We start from the raw sequence: 22,712 nt of genomic DNA on the forward strand, positions 1-22,712 counted from the left end.
CTCCCCGCACACTCCGATGGAAAGCACCAACTTCGCACCCGCGTACGAACTGCCGAGCTGGCCCTTCGTGCCGCCGCCCGAACTGGGCAACGACGCCGTCGTGCGCCATCCCATCGTGATCGTCGGCGCCGGCCCGGCCGGGCTGACGCTGGCCTGCGACCTCGCGCGCCGCGGCGTGCGCGCCGTGCTCCTCGACGAGGACGATTCGGTCGGCGTGCGTGGCGCCTCGTCGCGCGGCATCTGCTACGCCCAGAAGAGCCTGGAGATCTTCGCGCGCCTCGGCATCTACGAGCGGATCGCGGAGAAAGGCATCACCTGGTCCTTCGGCCGCACCTTCTCGAACGAAAAGGAGGTCTACAACTTCAACCTGAAGACCGACAGCGTCTCGGTGCAGCCGCCCTTCATCAACCTCCAGCAGTTCTACGTCGAGTGGTTCCTGGTCGATCGCATCATCGAACTCGGCCTCACCGACCTGCGCTGGAAGAACCGCGCGACGCAGGTGACGCCGCTCGCCGACGGCGTTCGCGTCGACGTCGAGACGCCCGTCGGCAGCTACACCATCGAAGCCGACCACCTGATCGACGCCACCGGCGCCAACAGCCCGATCCGCACCCAGCTCGGCATCGACGCGCACCCGTCGCGCAGCACCGACCGCTGGTGCATCAGCGACGTCCGCTTCAAGAAGCCGCTGCCGACCGAGCGCTGGACCTGGGTCGACGCGCCCTTCAACGAAGGCCGCGCCGTGTGGCAGCACCTGATGGGCGACGGCGTCTGGCGCATCGACTACCAGATGCCCGAAGACTGCGACACGGCCCACATCAGCCAGCCCGAAGTGGCGGGCGCGCGACTGCGCGAGCAGCTCGGGCCGGGCGTGGAGTTCGAGTTCGTCTGGATCGGGCCCTACGGCTACCGCGACCACCTGCTCGACGACTTCCGGCACGGCCGCATCCTGTTCATCGGCGACTCGGCCCATGTCGTGAGCCCCTTCGGCGCGCGCGGCGGGAACAGCGGGATCCAGGACGCGGCCAACCTCGGCTGGAAGCTGGCATTGGTCGCGCAGGGCCGGGCCGGCGATGCGCTGCTCGACACCTACGACGCCGAGCGGCGGCCCGCCGCGGTGGAGAACCTGCGCGTCACCAGCCGCTCGGCACGCTTCCTCGCGCCGCGCACGCCGGCCGAGCACACGCTGCGGCGCGCGGTGGTGGCGCTTGCCTCGCGCCATGCCTTCGCCCGCGCGCTGGTCAACACGGGCCGCATGTCGGTGGCCAATGACTATCCGGCGGCGTCCCACCTGCCCGAAGGCGGGCGGACCGTGCAGAACCTGCCGCTGCACCACCTCGACGGAACACCGACCACGCTCATGGAACTGCTGGCCGACGGCACGCAATGCCTCGGCCTCTGGTTCGCGCCGGCGCGCGCTCAAGCCCGAGCGGCGGCCGACATCGCGGCATCGATTCCGCTGCGGCTCGTGGCCGTCGGCGGCGACAGCGGACTGCCTACGCTGCAGCCCGACGAGATACTGGCGCGCCATCTCGGCAATCCGGCGGCCGGCAGCCTGTTCATCGTGCGCCCGGATGCCTATCGCGCCGCACTGCTGCGCAAGCCCACGCCTGCATCGATCTCGGCCGCGGTCCACACCGCACTGGCGCATCGCTGAAGAAGGACAGCACACCATGATCACCGAGCCCCACATCCCCGATCCCGACGGCTTCTACGCGGCCTGGGTCAGCGCGCACAAAGGGCTGACCGAATCCCAGAGCGCCGATTTCAACGCCCGCCTCGTGCTGCTGCTGGCCAACCAGTGCGGCGACCAGGCCGTGCTGCTGGACTGCATCGCCGCCGCGAGCGACAGCGGCGAGCCTTCCCACCCCACGACACAAAGCGCCGCATGAACGCACCCGTCTCCTTCGCCTCCGCCTCCGACACCCGCGCGCAGAAGCCGCAGCTGCGCGAACTCGCGCCCCAGGTGTACGGCTACATCAGCGACTTCGATCCGAACTGCGGCTTCATCGTCGGCGACGCGCATGTGGTGCTGATCGACACCCGGCCCACGCCGCGCATGGCGCGCGACTTCCTGGCCGACATCCGCACGGTCACCGACAAGCCGATCAGGTTCATCGTTCTGACCCACTACCACGCGGTGCGCGTGATGGGCGCCAGCGCCTTCGACGAAGCGCAGGCCATCATCGCCAGCAAGGGCACGCTCGACTGGGTGCGCGAACGCGGGCAGGCCGATTTCGACTCCGAGGTCGGACGCTTCCCGCGCCTGTTCGCCGGCGTCGAGGAGGTCCCCGGGCTGACGGTGCCGAGCATGAGCTTCGAGCGCGAGATGAGCCTGTGGCTCGGCGCGCGCGAAGTGCGGCTGATGTGCCTCGGGCGCGGCCATTCGGGCGGCGACACCGTGGCCTGGCTGCCCGACTGCGGCGTGCTGTTCTCGGGCGACGTGGTGGAGAACCGCTGCGGGGTCTATGCGGGCGACGCCTACATCCAGGACTGGGCGGGCACGCTCGACGCCGTCGCGGCGCTGCAGCCGCAGGTGCTGGTGCCGGGCCGCGGCGCGGTGGTCCGCGGTGGCGCGGACTGCACCGAGGCCATCGAACTCACCAAGGCCTTTCTCTCGACCCTGCTCGCCAGCGTGCGCGCGGGCATCGACGCCGGCGAGAGCCTGCGCGGCTGCTTCGCGCGCGCCGAGCAGGCGATGAAGCCGCGCTTCGGCGACTGGCCGGTGTTCCAGCACGTGCTGCCTTTCGACGTCTCGCGCGCCTATGACGAACTGCGTGGCATCGAGCACCCGGTGGTCTGGACGGCCGAGCGCGACCGCGTGCTGTGGCAGACCCTGCGCGGCTGATTGTCGAGATCCTTTCTTTTCCAACTCCGGAGACAATGACGATGAAACGATTCCTGCAACTGCTGGCCGCGGGCCTCACGCTCGCGTTCGGCGGCCCTGCACCGGCCCAGACCGCCTACCCGAGCCAGCCCGTGCGCTGGATCGTGCCCTACGTGGCCGGCGGCGGCACCGACAACCTGGCGCGCGCGCTGGCCGAGGCGATGCAGCCCTCGCTGGGGCAGCCCCTGATCATCGACAACCGTCCCGGCGCCTCGACCAACATCGGCGTCTCGGTGCTGATGCAATCCAAGCCGGACGGCTACACGATCATGCAGGCCGAGAATGCCGCGCTGCTGTTCAATGAATACATGTTCGCCAAGCTGCCGTACAAGCCGGCCAGCGACTTCAGCTACATCGGCGCCATCGGCCGCTTCCCGGTCGCGCTGGTGGTCCATCCGGACTTCCCGGCAAAGACCGTGGCCGAGTTCGTGAGCTACGTGAAGGCCCACCCCGACAAGGTCAGCTACGCCTCGCCCGGCAACGGCTCGCCGCACCACATGGCGATGGAGCTGTTCAAGCAGAAGGCCGGCATCAGCGTCCAGCACGTGCCCTACAAGGGCGCCGCGCCCGCGATGACCGACGTCATGGGCGGCCAGGTGCCGACCATGATGCTGGACCTGGCCTCGGGTCTGCCGATCATCAAGTCGGGCAAGGTGCGGGTGCTGGCGATCGCGCTGCCGCAGCGCGCGGGCGCGCTGCCCGACGTGCCGACCTTCGCCGAGCTCGGCTTCAAGGACGTCAACGCCTACGCCTTCCACGGCCTCATCGGGCCGGCCGGCATGCCGCCGGAAGCGGTGGGCCGCATCAACGGCGAGCTCAACAAGGCCATGCAGTCGCCGAAGGTGGTCAAGCTGTTCTCGGAGTTCGGCTTCGAGGCGCTGCCCGGGACCCCGCAGGATTTCTACAAGTTGTCGCGGGCGGAAAGCGAGCGCTGGGGACGGATCATCAAGACCGCCGGCGTGCAGCTGGACTAGGGCCGGCGCCGGCCCGCCTCGAGGAGAGCTGCTACCAGCCCAGCCCCAGGTGCAGCGGCAGGTACACCGCCATTCCCGCCAGCATCGTCCCCAGCACGCCGCGGCGCCAGAAGAAGTAGACGGCGCCAGCGGCGGCGCCATAGAGCCGCGCGTCCTGCCAAGTCGAGACCAGATGGCCCTGCGCCATGACGATCTCGGGCGCGATCACCGCCGCCAGCGCGGCCGCCGGCGCATAGTGCAGCGCGCGGTGGGCCCACTCCGGCAGGCCCCAGGGCCGGTCGAGGATGAAGAAGAAGCAGCGCGTCAGCACCGTGACGCCGGCCAGGCCGAGGATCACCGCCAGGGTCCAGAAGTCGGTCCCCGCGAACAGCGCGCTCACTTCGGCGCTCACTTGTCATCCTCCGCATCGACGTCGAGCCCGAACTGCTTCTCGAGCCAGAAGCAGGCCAGCACCGCCACGCCGATGGCGACCACGATGTTGAGCTTGAGCGGCAGCAAATAGGCCGCCACCGCGGTCGCCGAAGCGATCAGGACCGCCAGCAGCCGCAGCCGGGTGGTCGCCATCGAACACACGATCGCCACCAGGCTCAACACCCCGGCGAAGCCCAGGCCCCAGCTTTGCGGGATCATGTTGGCCAGCGCGATGCCGAGCAGGCTCATGCCCATCCAGGACGCCCAGGTCACGAAGTAGTTGCCCGTGAGATAGGCCTCCTGCGCCTGCTTTTCGGCCAGCGTGGCCGGCGGCTGCGCGTATTTCCGGGTGAAGAGGGCGTAGCTCATGTCGGCCGTGAGGTAGCCATGGGTGATGCGGCGCCAGCGCGGCATGTGCATCAGGTAGGGCCGCAGGTGCAGGCTGAAGACCACGAAGCGCAGGTTGACGCAGAAGCCCGTGGCCAGGATCACCCACGCCGGCGCGCCCGCCATCAGCAGCGGAATGGCCGCCAGCTGCGAGCTGCCCGCATACACCAGCAGCGTCATCGCCACCGACTCGAACACGCTCATGCCCGACTTGAGCATCGCCACGCCGGTCATCAGGCCCCAGGCGCCGATGCCGACCGCGACCGAGGACATGTCGCGCACGCCCTGGCGGAACTCCGGCTGGCGCCGGATCGCAGACGACAGGAACATCAGGGGCGGCGCTTCATCGGCCGAACACCTGGCCCGGCTTGACGTCGAAACCGCGCAGGAAGTCGGCGACCGCCAGGCGCTTGCCGCCGGCGCGCTGCAATTCGGTAACCCGCAGGATGGAATCCTTCGCCGCCACCGCAATGCCAGAGGGCGTGACGGCCAGGACCGTCCCCGGCGCCTCGCCCGGCACGCCCGGCACGCCCGGCTGGGCGTCGGCGGCCCAGAACTTGATCGTCTCGCCGTCGAGCACGCTGCTGGCGCCCGGGAACGGATCGAAGGCGCGCACCCGGCGCGCGATCGCGCCGGCATCCAGCGACCAGTCGACTTGGGCCTCGGCCTTCTCGACCTTGTGCGCGTAGGTCACGCCTTCGGCGGGCTGCGCCTCGGCCGTCAGGGGGCCGGCAGCGGCCTGCCGCAATGCATCGACGATCAACCGCCCGCCGATCTCGGCCAGCCGGTCGTGCAGCCGCGCAGTCGTGTCGTCGCCGATGGCGAGCGACTCGCGCAACAGCATGCCGCCGGTGTCGAGGCCGGCGTCCATCTGCATGATCGTGACGCCGGTCCGGGCGTCGCCGGCCTCGATGGCGCGATGGATCGGCGCCGCGCCGCGCCAGCGCGGCAACAGGCTCGCGTGGATGTTGAGGCATCCGAGCCGCGGCGCGTCCAGCACCCATTGCGGCAGGATCAGGCCGTAGGCCGCGACCACCATCACGTCGGCCTGCGCGGCGGCGATGGCCTCGCGCGCGGCAGCGGCGTCGTCCGGGTACTTGCCGTCGAGGCGCAGGCTGCGCGGCTGCGCCACCGGCCAGCCGCGGTTCAGCGCGAGCTGCTTCACCGGCGAGGCCTGCAGCTTCATGCCCCGGCCGGCCGGGCGGTCGGGCTGGGTCAGCACCAGGACGATCTCGAACCCGGCCGCCGCGATCGCCTCCAGGGCGACGCGCGCGAACTCGGGCGTGCCCGCAAACGCGACTTTCATTGGTCGGTCATGAGCCGACGCACCTCGTCGGCCGTGTGATAGTGGTCGACCACGCCGTCCAGGTCGATGTAGATGTAGAGGATGCGCGGATTGTTGTGCGACTGGTAGCGCCAGGCCCAGACCTCGCCGTCGAACGGGCGGACGGTCGAAATCTCGAACGGCCGGCCGTAGCTGCGCAGCACGTCGTCGACCCGCCAGACGCCGGGTCGGATCGTGATGTCGAACATGCCGTCGTCGAGTTCCTGGCGGATGGAGACCACCCGGCCGCCGGCGTCCAGGTCGACGTTGTTGACCGTCACGCCTGACGGCGCACGCGAATATTGGAGCCGCTCGCCACCGCCGGGCATGGCGTAGGTGGTGGTCGGATTGCCGACTTTCTGCAGCGCTTCGGCCCGGGTGCTGCCCAGCGGCAGCCGCGTCGGATCGAGCGCACAGCCGGACAGCCCCAGGACCAGCGCCATCGCCACGGGCCACAGGCGCCGCATGGTCAACGCCGTCCTTCGCGCTGTTCCGATTTCTGGTCTTCGCGCTGCTGCTTGAGCAGCTTGCTCTTGATCCGATTGCGCTTCAGCGGCGACAGGTACTCGACGAACACCTTGCCCAGCAAGTGGTCGAGTTCGTGCTGGATGCAGACCGCCAGCAGGCCCTCGGCCTCGATCGCCTGCGGTTCGCCCTCGGCATCGAGCGCGGTCACGCGCACGGAAGTGGAGCGCTCGACGCCGTCGTAGATGCCCGGCACCGAGAGGCAACCCTCTTCATTGAGCACCTTCTCATCGCTGGCCCAGACGATCTCGGGATTGATCAGGACCAGCGGCTTGTTGCGCTCTTCGGAGATGTCGATCACGACCAGCCGCTCGTGGACGTCGACCTGGGTCGCCGCCAGGCCGATGCCGTTGGCGTCGTACATGGTCTCGAGCATGTCCGCGACCAGCGTCTTGATGCGCGCATCGACACCCTGCACCGGCTTGGCCACCGTATGCAGGCGCGGGTCCGGGTAACTCAAAATGGTTCTTTTAGCCATGAAAGCGAGGAAAAGTTGTCGCTATTTTCGCCATTTCCGCGACGTGCTGCCGGCGAACTCCCCGAATACGTTGCCCTATCAAGGGCTTCAGCGCAAAATTCGTAGCAAATTGTGAGGATTCGTACATCCTGCGTGGCGTAGTGTGTGCACACCATAAACCATGACCAAACTCCGAATCAACGACAGCCCGCGCCCCCGCCTCCTGACCGCCCTGGCGACCGTCGCCCTGGGGGTTGCCGGTGCCGCGACCGCTTTCGCACAGAACTATCCGGTCACGCCACAACAGCGCGCCCTGGCCCAGCAGACGGCCCAGGCAGGCATCCCGATCGGCGAGCTGGCCCCCAACGCGCCCGACGAATACACGGTCAAGCCCGGCGACACGCTGTGGGCGATTTCCCGCCTCTACCTGCGCAGCCCGTGGCGCTGGCCCGAGCTCTGGGGCATGAACCTCGGCGAAATCTCGAACCCACACCGGATCTACCCGGGCCAGGTGCTCTACCTTGAAAAGAGCGGCGGCCGCGCCCGCCTCAGCACGCGCCGCGGCGGCGCCGCCGACGGCACGGTCAAGCTGTCGCCGCGCACCCGCTACGAGTCGATGTCGGGGATGGCGCTGCCGACCCTCAACCCGAGCCTGATCGAGCCCTTCCTGAGCGAGCCGATCATCGTCGACGAGGACACGCTCAGGACCGCACCCCACATCGTGGCCGGCAACGACAGCCGCGTGCTGCTGGCCCGCGGCGACCGCGCCTACGCGCTGGGTGATGCCAACTCCCCGCTGATCGAGACCGCAGGCCCCATCAAGACCTTCCGCATCTTCCGCAACGCGACACCGCTGATGGACCCCGCCACCGGCGAACTCCTCGGCTACGAGGCGGCCTACCTCGGCAAGGCCCAGCTCAAGCGCAGCCAGAACATCGCCAGCCAACTCGTCGACGGCAAGGAAATCTCGAACGTGGTCCCGGCCACCATCGACATCGTGGCCGCGCGCGAGGAAATGCGCGCCGGCGACCGCCTGCTGCCCGAGCCCCAGCGCCAGCTGCTGAGCTACGCGCCGCGGGCGCCCGAGCAGATCGTCAACGGACGCATCGTCTCGGTCTACGGCAACGCGGTGCAGTTCGCGGCCCAGAACCAGGTGGTGGTGATCAACAAGGGCACGCGCGACGGCATCGAGTCCGGCCACGTGCTGGCCATCCTGAAGAACGGCGACACCATCGTCGACCGCGCCGCCGCCCCCAATGACACCGGCAAGGAAGTGCTCAAGCTGCCGAACGAACGCATCGGCCTGCTGATGGTGTTCCGCCCCTTCGAGAAAGCATCCTATGCACTGGTGCTCGAGATCAACGATACCCCGCGGATCGGCGACCTGCTGGCCAATCCCTGACGCGAGCACCCTCTTGGCGTGGAACGCGACGAACTTGCGGGCTGGCTTCGCCTCTCGCTGACGCCAGGCGTCGGGAACGTCGCCGCCCGCGCGCTGCTCGCGGCCTTCGGCCTGCCGGCCGGCATCTTCGCCCAATCGCATGAGGCCCTGCGGCAGGTCGCCGGCAGCGCGCAGGCCCAGGCGCTGCAGCGCGAACCGGTCGAGCTGGCCGCGTTGCTCGAGCGCACCCTCGACTGGCTCCGGGGCACCGACGCCGAGGGCACCACACGCCGCATCCTGACGCTGGGCGATCCCGGCTATCCGGCCTCGCTGCTGGAGACCGCCGATCCGCCGCTGCTGCTCTATCTCCTGGGCGCACCCGCCTTCGAGCTCACGCAGCTGGACCGCAGCATCGCGATGGTCGGCAGCCGCAATCCCACGGCGCAAGGCGCCGGGAATGCACGGGCGTTCGCGCGGGCATTCGGCGAAGCCGGGCTCACCGTGGTCTCGGGCCTGGCGCTCGGCATCGACGGCGCGGCCCACGAGGGCGCGCTCGAGGCCGCCGGGCCCGGGCGGCTGGCGACGGTGGCGGTGGTCGGCACCGGGCTCGATCGCGTCTATCCGGCCCGGCATCGCGCGCTGGCGCACCGGATCGCCGCCCGGGGCCTGGTCGTCAGCGAGTACCCGCTGGGCACGCCGCCCCTGAACCAGAACTTCCCGAAGCGCAATCGCATCATCGCCGGACTGACGCGCGGCACGCTGGTGGTCGAGGCCGCGCTGCGCTCCGGTTCGCTGATCACGGCCCGGCTCGCGGTCGAGCAGGGGCGCGAGGTGTTCGCGATCCCGGGCTCGATCCACTCGCCGCAATCGCGCGGCTGCCACGCGCTGATCCGCCAGGGCGCCAAGCTGGTCGAATCGGTCGCCGACGTGCTGGAGGAATTGGGCCTGGCCGATGCGCCTCCGGCAGCCGCGCCCGCCGCCTTGGACGATGCCACCGAACCAGCGCTGCTGGGCGCGCTCGGATTCGACCCGGTCGGCCTCGACGCCCTGTGCGCCCGCACCGGTTTCAGCCCGGCCATGCTGCAGGCCCAATTGCTCGAACTCGAACTGGCGGGCCGCATCGCCCGCCTCCCGGGCGGCCTGTTCCAGCGTATTGCGCTCGGTTGAGCCCGCTGCGGCGTCGTGTCGGCGCAACTTTCGTCGAGCGGCGCTTCGGGTGGGCTATATTGAACCCATGTTCGAAGTGCTCGTGTATGTCTACGAAAACTACTGGCGCGGCGACGCCTGCCCCGAACCCGAGCAGCTGGGGCGCAAGCTCAGCGCGCAAGGCTTCGATGCGGACGAGATCCGCGAGGCGCTGCACTGGCTCGACGGCCTGAGCCTGGCGACACGAGGCGTCCAGCTCAACCGCCACGCCGACGGCATCAGCGCCACCGTGCTGCCGGGCACGGCGGCCGATGCCGCGATTCCCCAGTCGGCCGACGCGATGCGCGTCTACTCGACCGCCGAGCAGGAGCACATCGGCGCCGAATGCCTGGGCTTCATCAGCTTCCTCGAGTCCGCGGGCGTGCTGCCGGCCGGCATGCGCGAGATCGTGGTCGAGCGCGCCATGGCCACGCCGGGCGAGCCGCTGGCGCTCGACGAGCTCAAGATCATCGTGCTGATGGTGCACTGGAGCACCGGCGTCGAGCCCGACGCGCTGGTGCTCGACGAGCTCTGCGACGATGCCACGCTTCGCGTGGCGCACTAGGCTCGCCCCCAGGTCGGGCTCACTTCGTGTAGCCCTCCCACCCCCTACCGGGGGCGCAGTCAGCGGCCCGGCAAAGCCGGTTCCGCTGCACTAAGCTCGCCCCCAGGTCGGGCTCACTTCGTGTAGCCCTCCCACCCCCTACCGGGGGCGCAGTCAGCGGCCCGGCAAAGCCGGTTCCGCGACTGCCCACCAACAGGCGTGCGCTGCGCGCCGCCGAAGACAATCCACAGCGCCAGTATTCCGTGGCCGGCGAAGCCAGGCCTGTTGGTGAAACACCGCGGAACCGGCTTTGCCGGGCCGCTGGTGTTGCCCCCGGTAGGGGGTGGGCGCCCGGACACGAAGTGCCGGGCAACCTGGGGGCGAGCCAGTGACTAGTCCAACAATCTTTCGGGGTTGGCGTCCAGCTTGGCCAGCGCCTCGCGCGTGGCTCGCACGGTCAGCGTTTCCTCTTCGGCCGGGACCAGCAGGCCGGCCTGCAGGTAGGAAGCCAGGCGCCCGACCTGGATCAGGAAGCTGCGGCCGTCGCTCGACGCGAACAGGTGCAGCTGCTTGCGGTCGCTGCGCCAGACGAACTGGACCTGGCTGACACGGTCGTTGTGGTCGAGCATGAACCAGGTCCCGACCTGCAGTTCATGGGCCCAGGCCAGCATGTCCTCGCTGACCTTGGTGCCGGTGTCGGGCACCACCTCGATCGAGGCGGCATCGACCCCGAGCAGAAGTTCGATGCTTGCGGCATCGAGCGGCAGGTCGGTCATGCCCTCGTCGGAGACGAAATCCTCGAGGTTGGCCAGGCGCTTCGCCATGGCCTCGATCTTGGCCGGCGGGATCGCCTCGGTCTTCGACAGGAAGGCATCGGACAGCGTCGCGCCGATGATCTTGATGTGCGCCTCCTGGGGATCGCCGACGATGCCCAGCAAGGTCATGCCCTGGCGCAGCCGCTGCAGCAGCTTCGGCAAATCCTGGATGACACGGGTGCGGTCGTTGCGGTTGGGCTTGGCGCTGGCCGCCCACACCAGATCGGAGGCGACCCGCTTCAGGGTCACGGTCTGCTCGTCCTGGGCGCCATAGCGAAGGGCGGCAATGGCCAGCACCTCGGCCCAGACCTTGAACAGGAACTCGCGGATCTCCTCGCGCACCGGCATGTCGTTGAGCATCTTGCGCAACTCGATGGTGTACTGGATCGCCATCGTCTCCTTCTGCTCGACCTGCTGCGCCACGCTCATCACCCGCTGGGTGGTGTCGCTCTGCGTCAGGTACTTGTTGAGGAAGGCGACGAATTCGTCGAACACCAGCTTGAACACGCGCTGGCCCGTTTCGGGGTATTGCTCGATCACCTGCACCACGCGGCGGATCTCGCCCTCGAGCGCACTGCCGGAGATGGCGGCCGCGTCGAAGCCCATCACGCAGGAGCCCATGCGGTCGATCAGCATGCGGGCCGGGTGCTGCAGGGTGCCGAAGAATTCCGGCTCGGCGATGGCCACGCGCAGCACCGGCATCTGCAGGCGCGCGAACCAGACACGGGCCGAAAACGGAATCCGCTCCTCGGCCAGGATGGCCTGGAACATCAGCGCCACGATCTCGACCGTCGCCTTGTCGGCGGTGGTGGGCGCCTTCTTCTTGAGTTCGCTGGTGCGCCGGCGAAGTTCGGCCGAGGCATGGTGGACCGCCGTGGCCTCCTCCCCGACCACGTACTGCGAGGCCGCGACCTGGTAGGCGGCCTCGGCATCGGCGATGGCAGCGGCGAAGGCCGGGGCACCGGGGCCGCCGAAGCCCGCGCCGGCCGCCATCTCGCCACCCCCCTGGACGCGCGGCTGGGTGATGTCGCCGCCGATGCGCGCGGTGACGAAGCGCTTGAGGTTGAGCAGCACGCCCTGGGCCCGCTGGCGCGCCAGCAGCAGCGGCGAACCGCCCGTGGCGATCAGGGTGTCGCCTCCCGCCTGGCCGGGGCCACGCCCGACACCGATGGCGGCCGGCGCGAAGCTGCCGGCAGGTACACCGAAACCGCCCGGCGCCATCTGGGGCTGGCCGGCGATGCCCATCGGGCTGCTGCCGCCCGCGAAGCTGCCGCCCAGTGCCGCGTTGCCGGAACTGACCGAACCGGTGCGCCGGACGAAGCTCTTGAGGTCGATCTCGGGCATCACGTCCTTGCCGACCAGGAAAGCGTTGGCGTCGCTGTAGGCCTTGACCACCGGCTCGACCATGTGCTGCTGGACCTGGTCCTGGACCTTGGTCCAGAGGCCGCGGCTCAGGCCGCTGGCCAGCCACTGGTCGACCAGGACCCTGGCCAGCGCCTCCGGCTTGAGGATGTCCTTGGCGCCCAGCTCGTGGGTTCCTTCGAGGTGCTGGATGCGCAGCCGCAGGTCATTCAGCTCGAAGCTGGCCTTGTCCTGGATCGCCTGCGCGAGCCGCGACGACAGGATGCTGGTCTCGACCACCTCGTCGCCGATCAGCTCGAGGCGCGACAAGGGATTGAAGCTCGGCGCCTCGGCCGTGCTGGCGGACAGCGCCCTGCGCCAGGCCTCGCGCGACAGCGACACCCAGTTGGCGCCCTGGGCCTCGAAGGCCAGGAAACCATCCCGGTTCTCCTGCATCTCGCGCGAGTTGCCGATCTGCGCGGCCAGGGCCGTCAGGCGCTCGCGGATCGCATGGCCGATCGGCGCGATCAGCGGCTCGGTGGCGGCGACGAAACGCTCGCGCGTCTCGCGGGAGAGTTGGAGGGAAGCTGCATGGGACCGCGGGGTCATGGATGGTCAGGACGGCAATTGTTTCGTTTCGACGACAGGCACGAGCTTGCATCGGGAAGCGTAACCGCACAAGAGCGCGCCATGCTCGGCTACCCCAGGATCAGACGGTCGCGCCGGCGTTCGGGTCATTCGGATCGCCGTCCCGCTTGACCGGCCCCTTGACCAGGTCCTCGCGCTTGACGCCCAGCCACATGGCGATGGCCGCCGCCACGAAGGCCGACGAATAGATGCCGAAGCAGATCCCGATGGTCAAGGCCAGCGCGAAGTAATGCAGGGTCGGGCCGCCGAAGAAGAACATCGAGAGCACCACCAGCTGGGTCGAACCGTGCGTGATGATGGTTCGGCTGATGGTCGAGGTGATCGCGCTGTCGATCACCTCGGGGGTGCTCAGCTTGCGGTAGCGGCGGAAGTTCTCGCGCACGCGGTCGAAGATCACCACCGACTCGTTGACCGAGTAGCCCAGCACCGCCAGCACCGCCGCCAGCACCGCCAGCGAGAACTCCCACTGGAAGAAGGCGAAGAAGCCCAGGATGATGACCACGTCGTGCAGGTTGGCCAGCACCGTGGCCAGCGCGAACTTCCATTCGAAGCGGAAGGCCAGGTAGATCATGATGCCGACCACCACCATGCCGAGCGCCTTGAGGCCGTTGGTGGTGAGTTCCTCGCCGACCTGCGGGCCGACGAACTCGTTGCCGCGCAGGTTGGCGGTCGGGTCGACCGCCTGCAGCGCCGCCATGACCTGCTCGCTCTGCTGCGCCGAAGTCTGGCCCTTCTGCACCGGCAGGCGGATCTGGACGTCGCGCGAGGTGCCGAAGTTCTGCACTTGCACGTCGGGGTAGCCCAGCTTGGCGATGGTCTCGCGCACGCGGCCGACGTCGACCGACTGCTGGGAAGCGACTTCCATCACCGTGCCGCCGGTGAATTCCACCGACAGGTGCAACCCGCGGTGGAACAGGAAGAAGACCGCCAGCGCGAAGGTGATGAAGGACACCGCGTTCAGCACCAGCGCGTGGCGCATGAACGGGATCGTCCTGTGGATCCGGAAGAATTCCATTTGTCGTGTCCCCTATTTCGCGTTGGCCACCGCGGTGGTGTCCGGCTTCCAGACGGTGCCGATCGACACGGTCTTGAGCTTCTTCTTGCTGCCGTACCAGAAGTTCACCAGCCCGCGCGAGAAGAACACGGCCGAGAACATCGAGGTGACGATACCGATGCAGTGCACCACCGCGAAGCCGCGGATCGGCCCGGAGCCGAAGGCCAGCAGCGCCACGCCGGCGATCAGCGTGGTGACGTTGGAGTCGAGGATGGTGCCCCAGGCGCGCTCGTAGCCGGCGTGGATGGCGGCCTGCGGCGAGGCGCCGCCGCGCAGTTCCTCGCGGACGCGCTCGTTGATCAGCACGTTGGAGTCGATCGCCACGCCGATGGCCAGCGCCATGGCGGCGATGCCGGGCAGTGTCAGCGTGGCCTGCAGCATCGACAGGATCGCCACCAGCAGCAGCAGGTTGACCGCCAGCGCGATCGACGAGAAGACGCCGAACAGCGCGTAGTACAGGCACATGAACACCATGATCGCGGCGAAGCCGTACATCACGCTGTCGAAGCCCTTCTTGATGTTGTCGGCGCCCAGGCTGGGGCCGATGGTGCGTTCCTGGATGATCTCCATCGGCGCCGCCAGCGAGCCGGCGCGCAGCAGCAGCGCCAGGTCGTTGGCCTCGACCACGCTCATCGAGCCGGAGATCTGGAAGCGGTTGCCGAGCTCGCCGTTGATCGACGGCGCGGTCAGCACCTCGCCCTTGCCCTTCTCGAAGATCAACATCGCCATGCGCTTCTTGAAGTTCTCGCGGCTGACGTCGCGCATGATGCGCCCGCCCTTGGCGTCCATGGTCAGGTCGACCTTGGGCTGCTGGGTCTGGGAGTCGAAGCCGGGCTGGGCGTCGGTCAGGTTCTCGCCGGTCACCAGCACCTGCTTCTTGACGATCACCGGACGGCCCTGGCGGTCGAGGAATTTCTCCGAGCCGAAGGGCACCGGGCCGGTGCCCAGCTCGGCCGCGCGGCCTTCGGCGCTCTCGTCGACCAGGCGCATCTCGAGCGTGGCGGTGCGGCCCAGGATGTCCTTGGCCTTGGCCGTGTCCTGCACGCCCGGCAGCTGGACCACGATGCGGTCCAGGCCCTGCTGCTGGATCACGGGTTCGGCCACGCCGAGTTCGTTGATCCGGTTGTGCAGGGTCGTGATGTTCTGCTTCAGGGCCGCGTCCTGCAGCCGGCGCACGGCCTCGGGCTTGATCGAGGCGACCAGCTTGAAGTCGGTGCCTTCCTGGCTCTCGACGCCCGTCAGGTCGGGGAACTGGTCCTGCAGCAGCCGCTTGGCGGCGTCCAGGCCCGCGGCATCGCGGAAACGCATCTCGACGGTCTGGCCGTTGCGGCTGACCGCGCTGCCGCGCACGCTCTTGTCGCGCAGGCCGGTGCGCAGGTCGCTGGCAAAGGATTCGGCGCGCTTGTCGATGGCGCCCTTCATGTCGACCTGCAGCAGGAAGTCGACGCCGCCGCGCAGGTCGAGGCCCAGGTACATCGGGAAGGCGTGCAGCGCGGCGAGCCAGCTCGGCGAGCGCGACACCAGGTTCAGCGCCACCGTGTAGGGCGGGTCGCTCGGATCGGGCACCAGGGCCCGCTGCAGCGTGTCGCGCGCCTTCAGCTGGTCGTCGGTGGTGGCGAAGCGGGCCCGCACCGAGGTGGCGTCGAGCGTCAGCAGGTCGGGCATCAGCCCGGCGACCTTGAGCGCCTCGGCCACGCGGGCCTGGGTGCCGGCGTCGACCTTGATGGTCGACTTGGCCGACGAGACCTGCACCGCAGGGGCCTCGCCGAAGAAATTGGGCAGGGCATAGACAAGTCCCACCAGCAGCACGATCACGATGATCGCGTACTTCCAGACCGGGTAACGGTTCATCGATTCAACCTTCAGGGGCGCGCGGTGTCCGGCGCCCGCGTTGTAGCTCTACTTACTTGATCGCGCCTTTGGGGAGCACCTGGACCACGGCGCTGCGCTGGATCTGGACCTCGACGCCCTTGGCGATCTCGACCGTCAGGTACTGCTCGCCGAGCTGGGTGATCTTGCCCAGCATGCCGCCCGAGGTGGCGACTTCGTCACCCTTGGCCAGGGCTTCGATCATGGCGCGCGCTTCCTTTTGGCGCTTCATTTGCGGGCGGATCATGACGAAGTAGAGGACCACGAACATCAGCACCAGCGGCAGCATGCTGCCGAGCGAGGACATCATGTCGCCACCACCGGCAGCAGGCGCGGTCTGGGCGAAAGCGGAGGAAATGAACAAGGGAGTCTCCAACAAAGGGAAAGAAGAGGAGCGCCGGCCCTGGATGGAAAAAGGGCCCGGCGGCTCCGCGGCCGCACCCAGCGGCCACGCAGCGCGGGGCCTGGGCGCCGCGCACAGCACCGGGCATTGTATAGAGGGCAGCAGGCTCGCCCCCAGGTTGCCCGCACTTCGTGTCGGGTCGCCCATCCCCTGCCGGGGCAACCCGAACGGGCCTTCGCTGCACTTGCCGGCGCCGGAGCGGCCGAGCGTCCTAAGCCGCGGCGCGCGGGGCCTGCGGGTTGCGCCATTTCGCCATCAGCTCGGCCCAGCGCAGCCGGGCGGCGGCCAGGTTGCGCTCCTTGACGTGGCCGTAGCCGCGGATCTGCTCGGGCAGGCCGGCAATCGCCAGCGCGGTCTCGTGGTTGGCAGCAGTCAACCCGGCGATCACCTCTTCGAGGCTGGCGCGGTATTCGCCGATCAGCGCGCGCTCGGCCTTGCGCTCCTCGGTGCGGCCGAAGGGGTCGAGCGCGGTGCCGCGCAGGCCCTTGAGCCTCGCCAGCAGCTTGAAGCCGGTCAGCATCGCCGGCCCGAACTTCTGCTTCTGCAGCTCGCCCTTGGCGTTCTTCTTCGCGATGATTGGCGGCGCCAGGTGGTAGTTGAGCTTGAAGTCGCCCTCGAACATGCCTTCGACGCGGTCGAGGAAGCTGCGGTCGGCGTGCAGCCGCGCAACCTCGTACTCGTCCTTGTAGGCCATCAACTTGAACAGGTAGCGCGCCACCGCCTCGGTCAGTCCGGTCTTGCCGAGCGCCGACTCGGCCTGCTGTACCTTGGCGACGAAAGCCTTGTACTCGCCGGCATAGGCGGCGTTCTGGTAGCCGGCCAGGAATTCGACGCGGCGGGCCACCAGGCTCTCGACCGTCTCGCGCTTCTTGAACGCGATGACCTGCCCCGGCTGCACGCGTTTTTGCAGCTCCGCAGGACGCTGGGCGGCCTGGCGGCCCCATTCGAAGGCCGTCTTGTTGTTGTCGACGGCCACCGCATTGAGCTCGATCGCCCGCATCAGCGACTCGTGCGCGAGCGGGATCCAGCCCTTCTGCCAGGCGTAGCCCAGCAGCATCGGGTTGGCATACAGGCTGTCGCCCATCAGCGAGGTCGCCGCGGCATCGGCGTCGAAAGAACCGACCGCGCCGGCGCCCACCACGCGCGCGATCTCGTTGGCGCAATCGTCCTGCGGATTGACCCAGTCGGCATTGCGCACGAAGGCCGCGGTCGGCGTGCTGTGGCTGTTGAGCGCGACGCAGGTGCGCCCCTCGCGCATGCGCGCCGTGGTTTCGGCGTTGACGGCCACCAGCGGATCGGCGGCCAGCACCAGGTCGGCCGCGGCGGTACCGACGCGGGTGGTGCGGATCGCGTCCTGGGTGTCGCCGATCAGCACATGGCTCCAGGTGGCGCCGCCCTTCTGCGCCAGGCCCGCCGCGTCCTGGGTGACGATGCCCTTGCCTTCGATGTGCGCGGCCATGCCCAGCAGCTGGCCGATGGTGATGACGCCGGTGCCGCCGACGCCCGCCACCACGACGCCCCAGACCTGGCCGTTGCCCAGCGCCGGAAGCGAGGGATCGGCCAGCGCGCCAAGTTCGGCCGGGGAGACGCCCTTGCTCTTCGACTTCTTCTTGAGCTGGCCGCCCTCGACCGTGACAAAGCTCGGGCAGAAGCCCTTGAGGCAGCTCATGTCCTTGTTGCAGGTGCTCTGGTTGATGGTGCGCTTGCGGCCGAATTCGGTTTCGAGCGGCTCCACCGACAGGCAGTTGCTCTTGACGCTGCAGTCGCCGCAGCCTTCGCAGACCAGTTCGTTGATGACCACGCGCACGGCCGGGTCGACCGCCGTGCCCCGCTTGCGGCGGCGCCGCTTCTCGGTCGCGCAGGTCTGGTCGTAGATGATGGCCGTGGTGCCCTTGATCTCACGGAATTCGCGCTGGATCTCGTCGAGTTCGTCGCGATGCCGCACCTTGACGTTCTCGCCGGGCACGTTGACGCCTTCGTATTTCTCGGGCTCGTCGGTGACCACCACCACCTTGACCGCGCCTTCGGCATGCAGGCTCTCGGCGATCTGCAGCACCGAATGGCCCTCGGGCCGCTCGCCGACCTGCTGGCCGCCGGTCATCGCGACCGCGTCGTTGTAGAGGATCTTGTAGGTGATGTTGACGCCGGCCGCGATGCTCTGGCGGATCGCCAGCAGCCCGCTGTGGAAGTAGGTGCCGTCGCCGAGGTTGGCGAAGATGTGCGGGTCGGTCGTGAAGGGCTGCTGGCCGACCCACGGCACGCCCTCGCCGCCCATCTGCGTGAAGCCGATGGTCGAGCGGTCCATCCAGGTCGCCATGAAATGGCAGCCGATGCCGCCCATCGCGCGCGAGCCTTCGGGCACCACGGTGCTGGTGTTGTGCGGGCAGCCCGAGCAGAACCAGGGCTGGCGCGTCGCGTCGGCGGCGCCGAGCGATTTGGGCGCCGCCAGCGCCCGCTCCTTGGCCTCAAGGATCGCCAGCTGGGCGTCGATGCGCGCCGCCATGTCGGCGCCGGCCGCGGCCAGCAGCCCGGTCTTGCGGAGGCGCTGGGCGATCGCCTTGGCGATCAGCGCCGGGTTCAGGTCGGCGTTGGCGCGCAGCAGCGTGTGCGCGGTCGGGTTCGGCATCGACCATTCGCCGCCCGAATAGCCTTCGGCCTCGTGCACCTCGCCCTCGTCGAACTTGCCGACCACGTTGGGCCGCACATCGCCGCGCCAGTTGTAGAGCTCTTCCTTGAGCTGGTATTCGATGACCTGGCGCTTCTCCTCGACCACCAGGATCTCCTGCAGGCCGGTGGCGAACTCGCGCGTGAGCTGGGCCTCGAGCGGCCACACCACCGCGACCTTGTGCAGCCGGATGCCGAGCTGGCGGCAGGCGGCGTCGTCCAGGCCGAGGTCGATCAGCGCCTGGCGCGTGTCGTTGAAGGCCTTGCCGCTGGCCATGATGCCGAAGCGGTCGTTCGGCCCTTCGATCACGTTGTGGTTGAGCCGGTTGGCGCGGATGTAGGCCAGCGCGGCGTACCACTTGTAGTGCATCAGCCGCGCTTCCTGCTCGAGCGCATGGTCGGGCCAGCGGATGTGCAGGCCGCCGGGCGGCATCTGGAAGTCGGTCGGGATCACGATCTCGACCCGCTCGGGGTCGATCATCGCGGTGGCGCTGGATTCGACGATCTCCTGGATCGTCTTCATGCCCGACCAGATGCCGGCGAAACGGCTCATCGCGAAGGCATGGATGCCGAGGTCGAGGATTTCCTGTACGTTGGCCGGGAAGAACACCGGCGTGCCGCAGGCCTTGAAGATGTGGTCGCTCTGGTGCGCCGCGGTCGAGCTCTTCGAGATGTGGTCGTCGCCGGCCACCGCGATGACGCCGCCGAACGCCGTCGTGCCGGCCATGTTGGCGTGCTTGAAGACGTCGGAGCAGCGGTCGACGCCCGGACCCTTGCCATACCAGATGCCGAAGACGCCGTCGAACTTGTTGGTGCCGGGCGGCGAGAAGCCCAGTTGCTGCGTGCCCCATAGCGCGGTGGCCGCCAGCTCCTCGTTGACGCCGGGCTGGAAGACGATGTTCTGCGCCTTCAGGTACTTGCTGGCCTTCCACAGCGCCTGGTCGTAGCCGCCGAGCGGCGAGCCGCGGTAGCCGCTGATGAAGCCGGCCGTGTTCTTGCCGCGCTGCTGGTCGCGCAGCCGCTGCAGCATCGGCAGCTTGACCAGCGCCTGGACGCCGCTCATGAAGGCGCGCCCATAGTCCAGCGAATACTTGTCGTCGAGCGTGACCGTTTCGAGGGCCTTGCGGATGTGCTCGGGCAGGGGGGCGTTCATCGTGTCGTCTCCAGTGGCTGTGCCTTGTGGGCGTGGCTTGCAAGGCATCCGGGTCGGACACCCCTCGGCCATCATCACGCAAAGTGTATGCCTGCAGCCTGGACAGGTGTTTGCGTTCTCTGCCTTTCGAAAGCTCCTATTTGAAAGACTCTTGCTTAAAATGGCAGAAAGTGGAAAGCATTGACAAGTTCGACCTCTCGATCCTGCAAGAACTGCAGGCCGACGGCCGCCTGACCAACGCCGAGCTCTCGCAGCGCGTGGGCCTGTCGGCGGCGCCCTGCTGGCGGCGGGTTCGCGCGCTCGAAGAAGCCGGCTTCATCAAGGGCTACCACGCCGAGATCGACCGCCACAAGATCGGGCTCGGCGTGCTGGCCTTCGTGCGCGTCGATACCGAGCGCTCGTCCGGCGAGGCCACGCGCGCGCTCGAGGACGCCATCCGCAAGCTGCCCGAGGTGATCGCCTGCCACTACATCAGCGGCACCGGCACCTTCGAGCTGCAGGTGGTCTCGCAGGACCTCGACAGCTTCTCGCGCTTCGCGCTCAAGCACCTGCTGAACCTGCCGAACGTGAAGGACCTTCACACCAGCTTCTCGCTCGGCGAGGTGAAGGCCAGCCATGCCCTGCCGCTGGCGCACCTGGCGCCTGCGCGCCCGGCCGACACCGCCGCCCGGCACGGCCGCAGACAATAGACCGCGATGCCGATCTCGCCCCAGGAAACCCCCGTCGCCTCCGCCCCCGTGCCGATTCCGCGCGTCGGCCCGCTCGAACCGCTGAAGATCCCGGTGTTCCGCATGCTGTGGAGCACCTGGCTGATCGCCAACGTCTGCATGTGGATGAACGACGTCGCGGCGGCCTGGATGATGACCTCGCTGACCACTTCGCCGATCTGGGTCGCTCTGGTGCAGTCGGCCTCGACCCTGCCGGTGTTCCTGCTCGGCCTGCCGAGCGGCGCGCTGGCCGACATCCTCGACCGCCGGCGCTGGCTGGTCGCCACCCAGTTCTGGCTCGCCGGCTCCGCGGTGGTGCTGTGCGCGGCCGTGGTCTTCGACCTCATGAGCGCGCCGCTGCTGCTGGCGCTGACCTTCGCCAACGGTATCGGCCTGGCGCTGCGCTGGCCGGTGTTCTCGGCCATCGTCCCCGAGCTGGTGCCGCGCAGCCACCTGCCGGCGGCGCTCGGCCTCAACGGCATCTCGATGAACGCCTCGCGCATCATCGGCCCGCTGGTCGCGGGCACGCTGATCGCGAGCGCGGGCACGGTGTGGGTCTTCGCGCTCAATGCGGTGCTGTGCGTGGCCTCGGGCTTCGTCGTGCTGCACTGGCGCCGCGAGCACACGCCCAACCCGCTGGGCCGCGAACGGCTGATCAGCGCGATGCGGGTCGGCGTGCAGTTCGTGCGCCAGTCGCAGCGCATGCGCGCGGTGCTGGCCCGGATCTCGATCTTCTTCCTGCATTCGACCGCGCTGCTGGCGCTGCTGCCGCTGCTGGCGCGCAACCTCAAGGGCGGCGGCGCCGGCACCTTCACGCTGCTGCTGGCGGCGATGGGATCGGGCGCCATCGTGGCGGTGCTGTTCCTGCCGCGGCTGCGCCAGGCCCTGGTGCGCGACCAGCTGGTGCTGCGCGGCATGCTGCTGCAATCGGGTGCCACTGCCGTCATGGCGGTGGCGCCGAACGCCTGGGTCGCCGTGCCCGCGATGTTCCTCGGCGGCATGGCCTGGATCACGGTCGCCAACTCGCTCTCGGTGTCGGCCCAGCTGGCGCTGCCCGACTGGGTGCGCGCGCGCGGCATGTCGATGTACCAGATGGCGATCATGGGCGCCAGCGCCCTGGGTGCGGCCCTCTGGGGCCAGGTGGCCGAACTCAGCTCGATCTACGTCAGCCTGGGCACCGCCGCGGCCACCGGCGTGGCGTGCATGTGGCTGGCGCTGCGCTACGTGACCGATGGCACCGGCGAGGACGACGACACCCGACCGGCGCAGCACGGCTGGGCGGCCGGTCCGCCGGCCAGCGCGCCGGACGAGGCCGGCCGGGTGGTGATCACGGTCGAATACCTGATCGACCCGGCCCGCGCCGCCGCCTTCCACCTCGTGATGCACCAGACCCGCCGCGCGCGGCTGAGCCAGGGCGCGATCGGCTGGGAGCTGCTGCACGACATTGCCGAACCGGGACGCTACCTGGAGCAGATCGTCGACGAGTCATGGACCGAACACCTGCGCCGCTTCCACCGCGCGACCGCGGCCGACATGGCGCTGCGCGAGCGGCGGCTGGCCTTCCACCAGGGCGAGACGCTGCCGTTGGTGACGCGCTACATCGGCCATCGCTGAAGGGTCGGAACCGAGGCAGCCGAACGCCCAGGCCAGCTCGGCATTCCTTCGGCTCAGTGAAAGTAAAGAAGCCGCGCGAAGAAGGTGTGGCCCGCCTCGGCGAACATGAGCCCCACCAGGACCAGCAGGCACAGCGGCGGCAGCAGGATCGCGTAGACCAGCGACAGCCGCTCCCACGCCATGTGCATGAAGACCCCGACGATCAAGCCCGCCTTCAGCAGCATGAAGGTGATGATCAGACCCCAGCGCATCAAGCCCTGGAAGTGGAAGTAGTCGACCAGGTATGAGAGCGTGCTGAGCACGAACAGCAGCCCCCAGATCTTGAGGTACAGGCTGATCGGGTGTTGTTGACTGGTGCCTGGATTCATG

General features: G+C 68.8%; 20 protein-coding genes. 9 read left to right on the top strand and 11 right to left on the bottom strand.

The features are described from left to right. Nucleotides 1-16: 16 nt before the first annotated feature. Genes AC1DYD_RS16540 through AC1DYD_RS16555 form a run of 4 tightly spaced genes read left to right on the top strand, consistent with a single transcriptional unit; the run spans nt 17 to nt 3,861 of the window. Complete coding sequence (locus AC1DYD_RS16540; protein ID WP_478173835.1) at nt 17-1,657, top strand: FAD-dependent oxidoreductase; 1,641 nt, start codon at nt 17-19, stop codon at nt 1,655-1,657. A gap of 16 nt (nt 1,658-1,673) precedes the next feature. Continuing rightward, complete coding sequence (locus AC1DYD_RS16545) at nt 1,674-1,892, top strand: DUF2783 domain-containing protein (protein ID WP_478173836.1); 219 nt, start codon at nt 1,674-1,676, stop codon at nt 1,890-1,892. After that, on the top strand, nt 1,889-2,848 hold the full coding sequence (locus tag AC1DYD_RS16550) for an MBL fold metallo-hydrolase (protein WP_478173837.1): 960 nt from the start codon (nt 1,889-1,891) through the stop codon (nt 2,846-2,848). Before AC1DYD_RS16545 ends, AC1DYD_RS16550 begins: the two co-directional genes overlap by 4 nt. A gap of 35 nt (nt 2,849-2,883) precedes the next feature. After that, on the top strand, nt 2,884-3,861 hold the full coding sequence (locus tag AC1DYD_RS16555) for a Bug family tripartite tricarboxylate transporter substrate binding protein (RefSeq protein WP_478173838.1): 978 nt from the start codon (nt 2,884-2,886) through the stop codon (nt 3,859-3,861). 31 nt (nt 3,862-3,892) lie between these two features. Here the strand turns inward: AC1DYD_RS16555 and AC1DYD_RS16560 are convergent, their stop codons facing one another. The 5 genes from AC1DYD_RS16560 to def are packed head-to-tail and all read right to left on the bottom strand — an operon-like array spanning nt 3,893 to nt 6,986. Beyond that, entirely contained in the window at nt 3,893-4,252 is a 360-nt protein-coding gene (locus tag AC1DYD_RS16560) for an AzlD domain-containing protein (protein WP_478173839.1), read from the bottom strand. Then, nucleotides 4,249-4,989, bottom strand: coding sequence for an AzlC family ABC transporter permease (locus AC1DYD_RS16565; protein ID WP_478173840.1), 741 nt, complete (start codon nt 4,987-4,989; stop codon nt 4,249-4,251). The genes AC1DYD_RS16560 and AC1DYD_RS16565 overlap by 4 nt, the downstream gene beginning before the upstream one ends. Before the next feature lie 13 nt (nt 4,990-5,002). After that, complete coding sequence (gene fmt, locus AC1DYD_RS16570; protein WP_478173841.1) at nt 5,003-5,965, bottom strand: methionyl-tRNA formyltransferase; 963 nt, start codon at nt 5,963-5,965, stop codon at nt 5,003-5,005. Further along, nucleotides 5,962-6,450 (bottom strand): hypothetical protein, encoded by a 489-nt coding sequence (locus tag AC1DYD_RS16575; protein WP_478173842.1) that lies wholly within the window; start codon nt 6,448-6,450, stop codon nt 5,962-5,964. Before AC1DYD_RS16575 ends, fmt begins: the two co-directional genes overlap by 4 nt. 2 nt (nt 6,451-6,452) lie before the next feature. Continuing rightward, on the bottom strand, nt 6,453-6,986 hold the full coding sequence (def, locus tag AC1DYD_RS16580) for a peptide deformylase (RefSeq protein WP_478173843.1): 534 nt from the start codon (nt 6,984-6,986) through the stop codon (nt 6,453-6,455). A 160-nt stretch (nt 6,987-7,146) separates the two neighbouring features. Between def and AC1DYD_RS16585 the strand changes: the two genes are divergently transcribed. From AC1DYD_RS16585 to AC1DYD_RS16595, 3 genes are all read left to right on the top strand, one after another. Further along, a complete protein-coding gene (locus AC1DYD_RS16585; RefSeq protein WP_478173844.1) occupies nt 7,147-8,367 on the top strand; it encodes a LysM peptidoglycan-binding domain-containing protein in 1,221 nt (406 codons plus the stop codon). An 18-nt stretch (nt 8,368-8,385) separates the two neighbouring features. Beyond that, nucleotides 8,386-9,513 carry a DNA-processing protein DprA gene (gene dprA, locus AC1DYD_RS16590; RefSeq protein ID WP_478173845.1) on the top strand — a complete coding sequence of 376 codons (1,128 nt, stop codon included), beginning with the start codon at nt 8,386-8,388 and terminating at the stop codon, nt 9,511-9,513. A 67-nt stretch (nt 9,514-9,580) separates the two neighbouring features. Then, the gene (locus tag AC1DYD_RS16595) at nt 9,581-10,096 is read left to right on the top strand and encodes a Smg family protein (RefSeq protein WP_478173846.1); all 516 of its coding nucleotides are present in this window, start codon (nt 9,581-9,583) and stop codon (nt 10,094-10,096) included. Between the two features lie 371 nt (nt 10,097-10,467). Here AC1DYD_RS16595 and AC1DYD_RS16600 read toward each other — a convergent pair whose 3' ends face one another. The 5 genes from AC1DYD_RS16600 to AC1DYD_RS16620 all read right to left on the bottom strand — a co-directional run bounded on the left by AC1DYD_RS16600 (nt 10,468) and on the right by AC1DYD_RS16620 (nt 20,022). Next, complete coding sequence (locus AC1DYD_RS16600; RefSeq protein WP_478173847.1) at nt 10,468-12,840, bottom strand: DUF1631 family protein; 2,373 nt, start codon at nt 12,838-12,840, stop codon at nt 10,468-10,470. A gap of 100 nt (nt 12,841-12,940) precedes the next feature. Further along, the gene (gene secF, locus AC1DYD_RS16605; RefSeq protein ID WP_478173848.1) at nt 12,941-13,894 is read right to left on the bottom strand and encodes a protein translocase subunit SecF; all 954 of its coding nucleotides are present in this window, start codon (nt 13,892-13,894) and stop codon (nt 12,941-12,943) included. Nucleotides 13,895-13,906: 12 nt separating this feature from the next. Continuing rightward, nucleotides 13,907-15,784: a protein translocase subunit SecD gene (gene secD / locus AC1DYD_RS16610; RefSeq protein ID WP_478173849.1), complete on the bottom strand. Its 1,878-nt coding sequence runs from the start codon at nt 15,782-15,784 to the stop codon at nt 13,907-13,909. Between the two features lie 52 nt (nt 15,785-15,836). Beyond that, nucleotides 15,837-16,166, bottom strand: a complete 330-nt coding sequence (yajC, locus tag AC1DYD_RS16615; protein WP_478173850.1) for a preprotein translocase subunit YajC — start codon at nt 16,164-16,166, stop codon at nt 15,837-15,839. A 250-nt stretch (nt 16,167-16,416) separates the two neighbouring features. Next, nucleotides 16,417-20,022 (bottom strand): indolepyruvate ferredoxin oxidoreductase family protein, encoded by a 3,606-nt coding sequence (locus tag AC1DYD_RS16620; RefSeq protein WP_478173851.1) that lies wholly within the window; start codon nt 20,020-20,022, stop codon nt 16,417-16,419. 170 nt (nt 20,023-20,192) lie between these two features. Here AC1DYD_RS16620 and AC1DYD_RS16625 point away from each other — a divergent pair, with 170 nt between their 5' ends. After that, nucleotides 20,193-20,711 carry an Lrp/AsnC family transcriptional regulator gene (locus AC1DYD_RS16625; RefSeq protein ID WP_478173852.1) on the top strand — a complete coding sequence of 173 codons (519 nt, stop codon included), beginning with the start codon at nt 20,193-20,195 and terminating at the stop codon, nt 20,709-20,711. A gap of 6 nt (nt 20,712-20,717) precedes the next feature. After that, nucleotides 20,718-22,343, top strand: a complete 1,626-nt coding sequence (locus tag AC1DYD_RS16630; RefSeq protein ID WP_478173853.1) for an MFS transporter — start codon at nt 20,718-20,720, stop codon at nt 22,341-22,343. A gap of 53 nt (nt 22,344-22,396) precedes the next feature. On the opposite strand, the gene AC1DYD_RS16635 is transcribed toward AC1DYD_RS16630, so the two are convergent. Next, nucleotides 22,397-22,711 carry a cytochrome C oxidase subunit IV family protein gene (locus tag AC1DYD_RS16635; protein WP_478173854.1) on the bottom strand — a complete coding sequence of 105 codons (315 nt, stop codon included), beginning with the start codon at nt 22,709-22,711 and terminating at the stop codon, nt 22,397-22,399. Between the last annotated feature and the right edge of the window lies 1 nt (nt 22,712).

The sequence above is a fragment of the Variovorax sp. P4_B11 genome, from assembly GCF_056402355.1.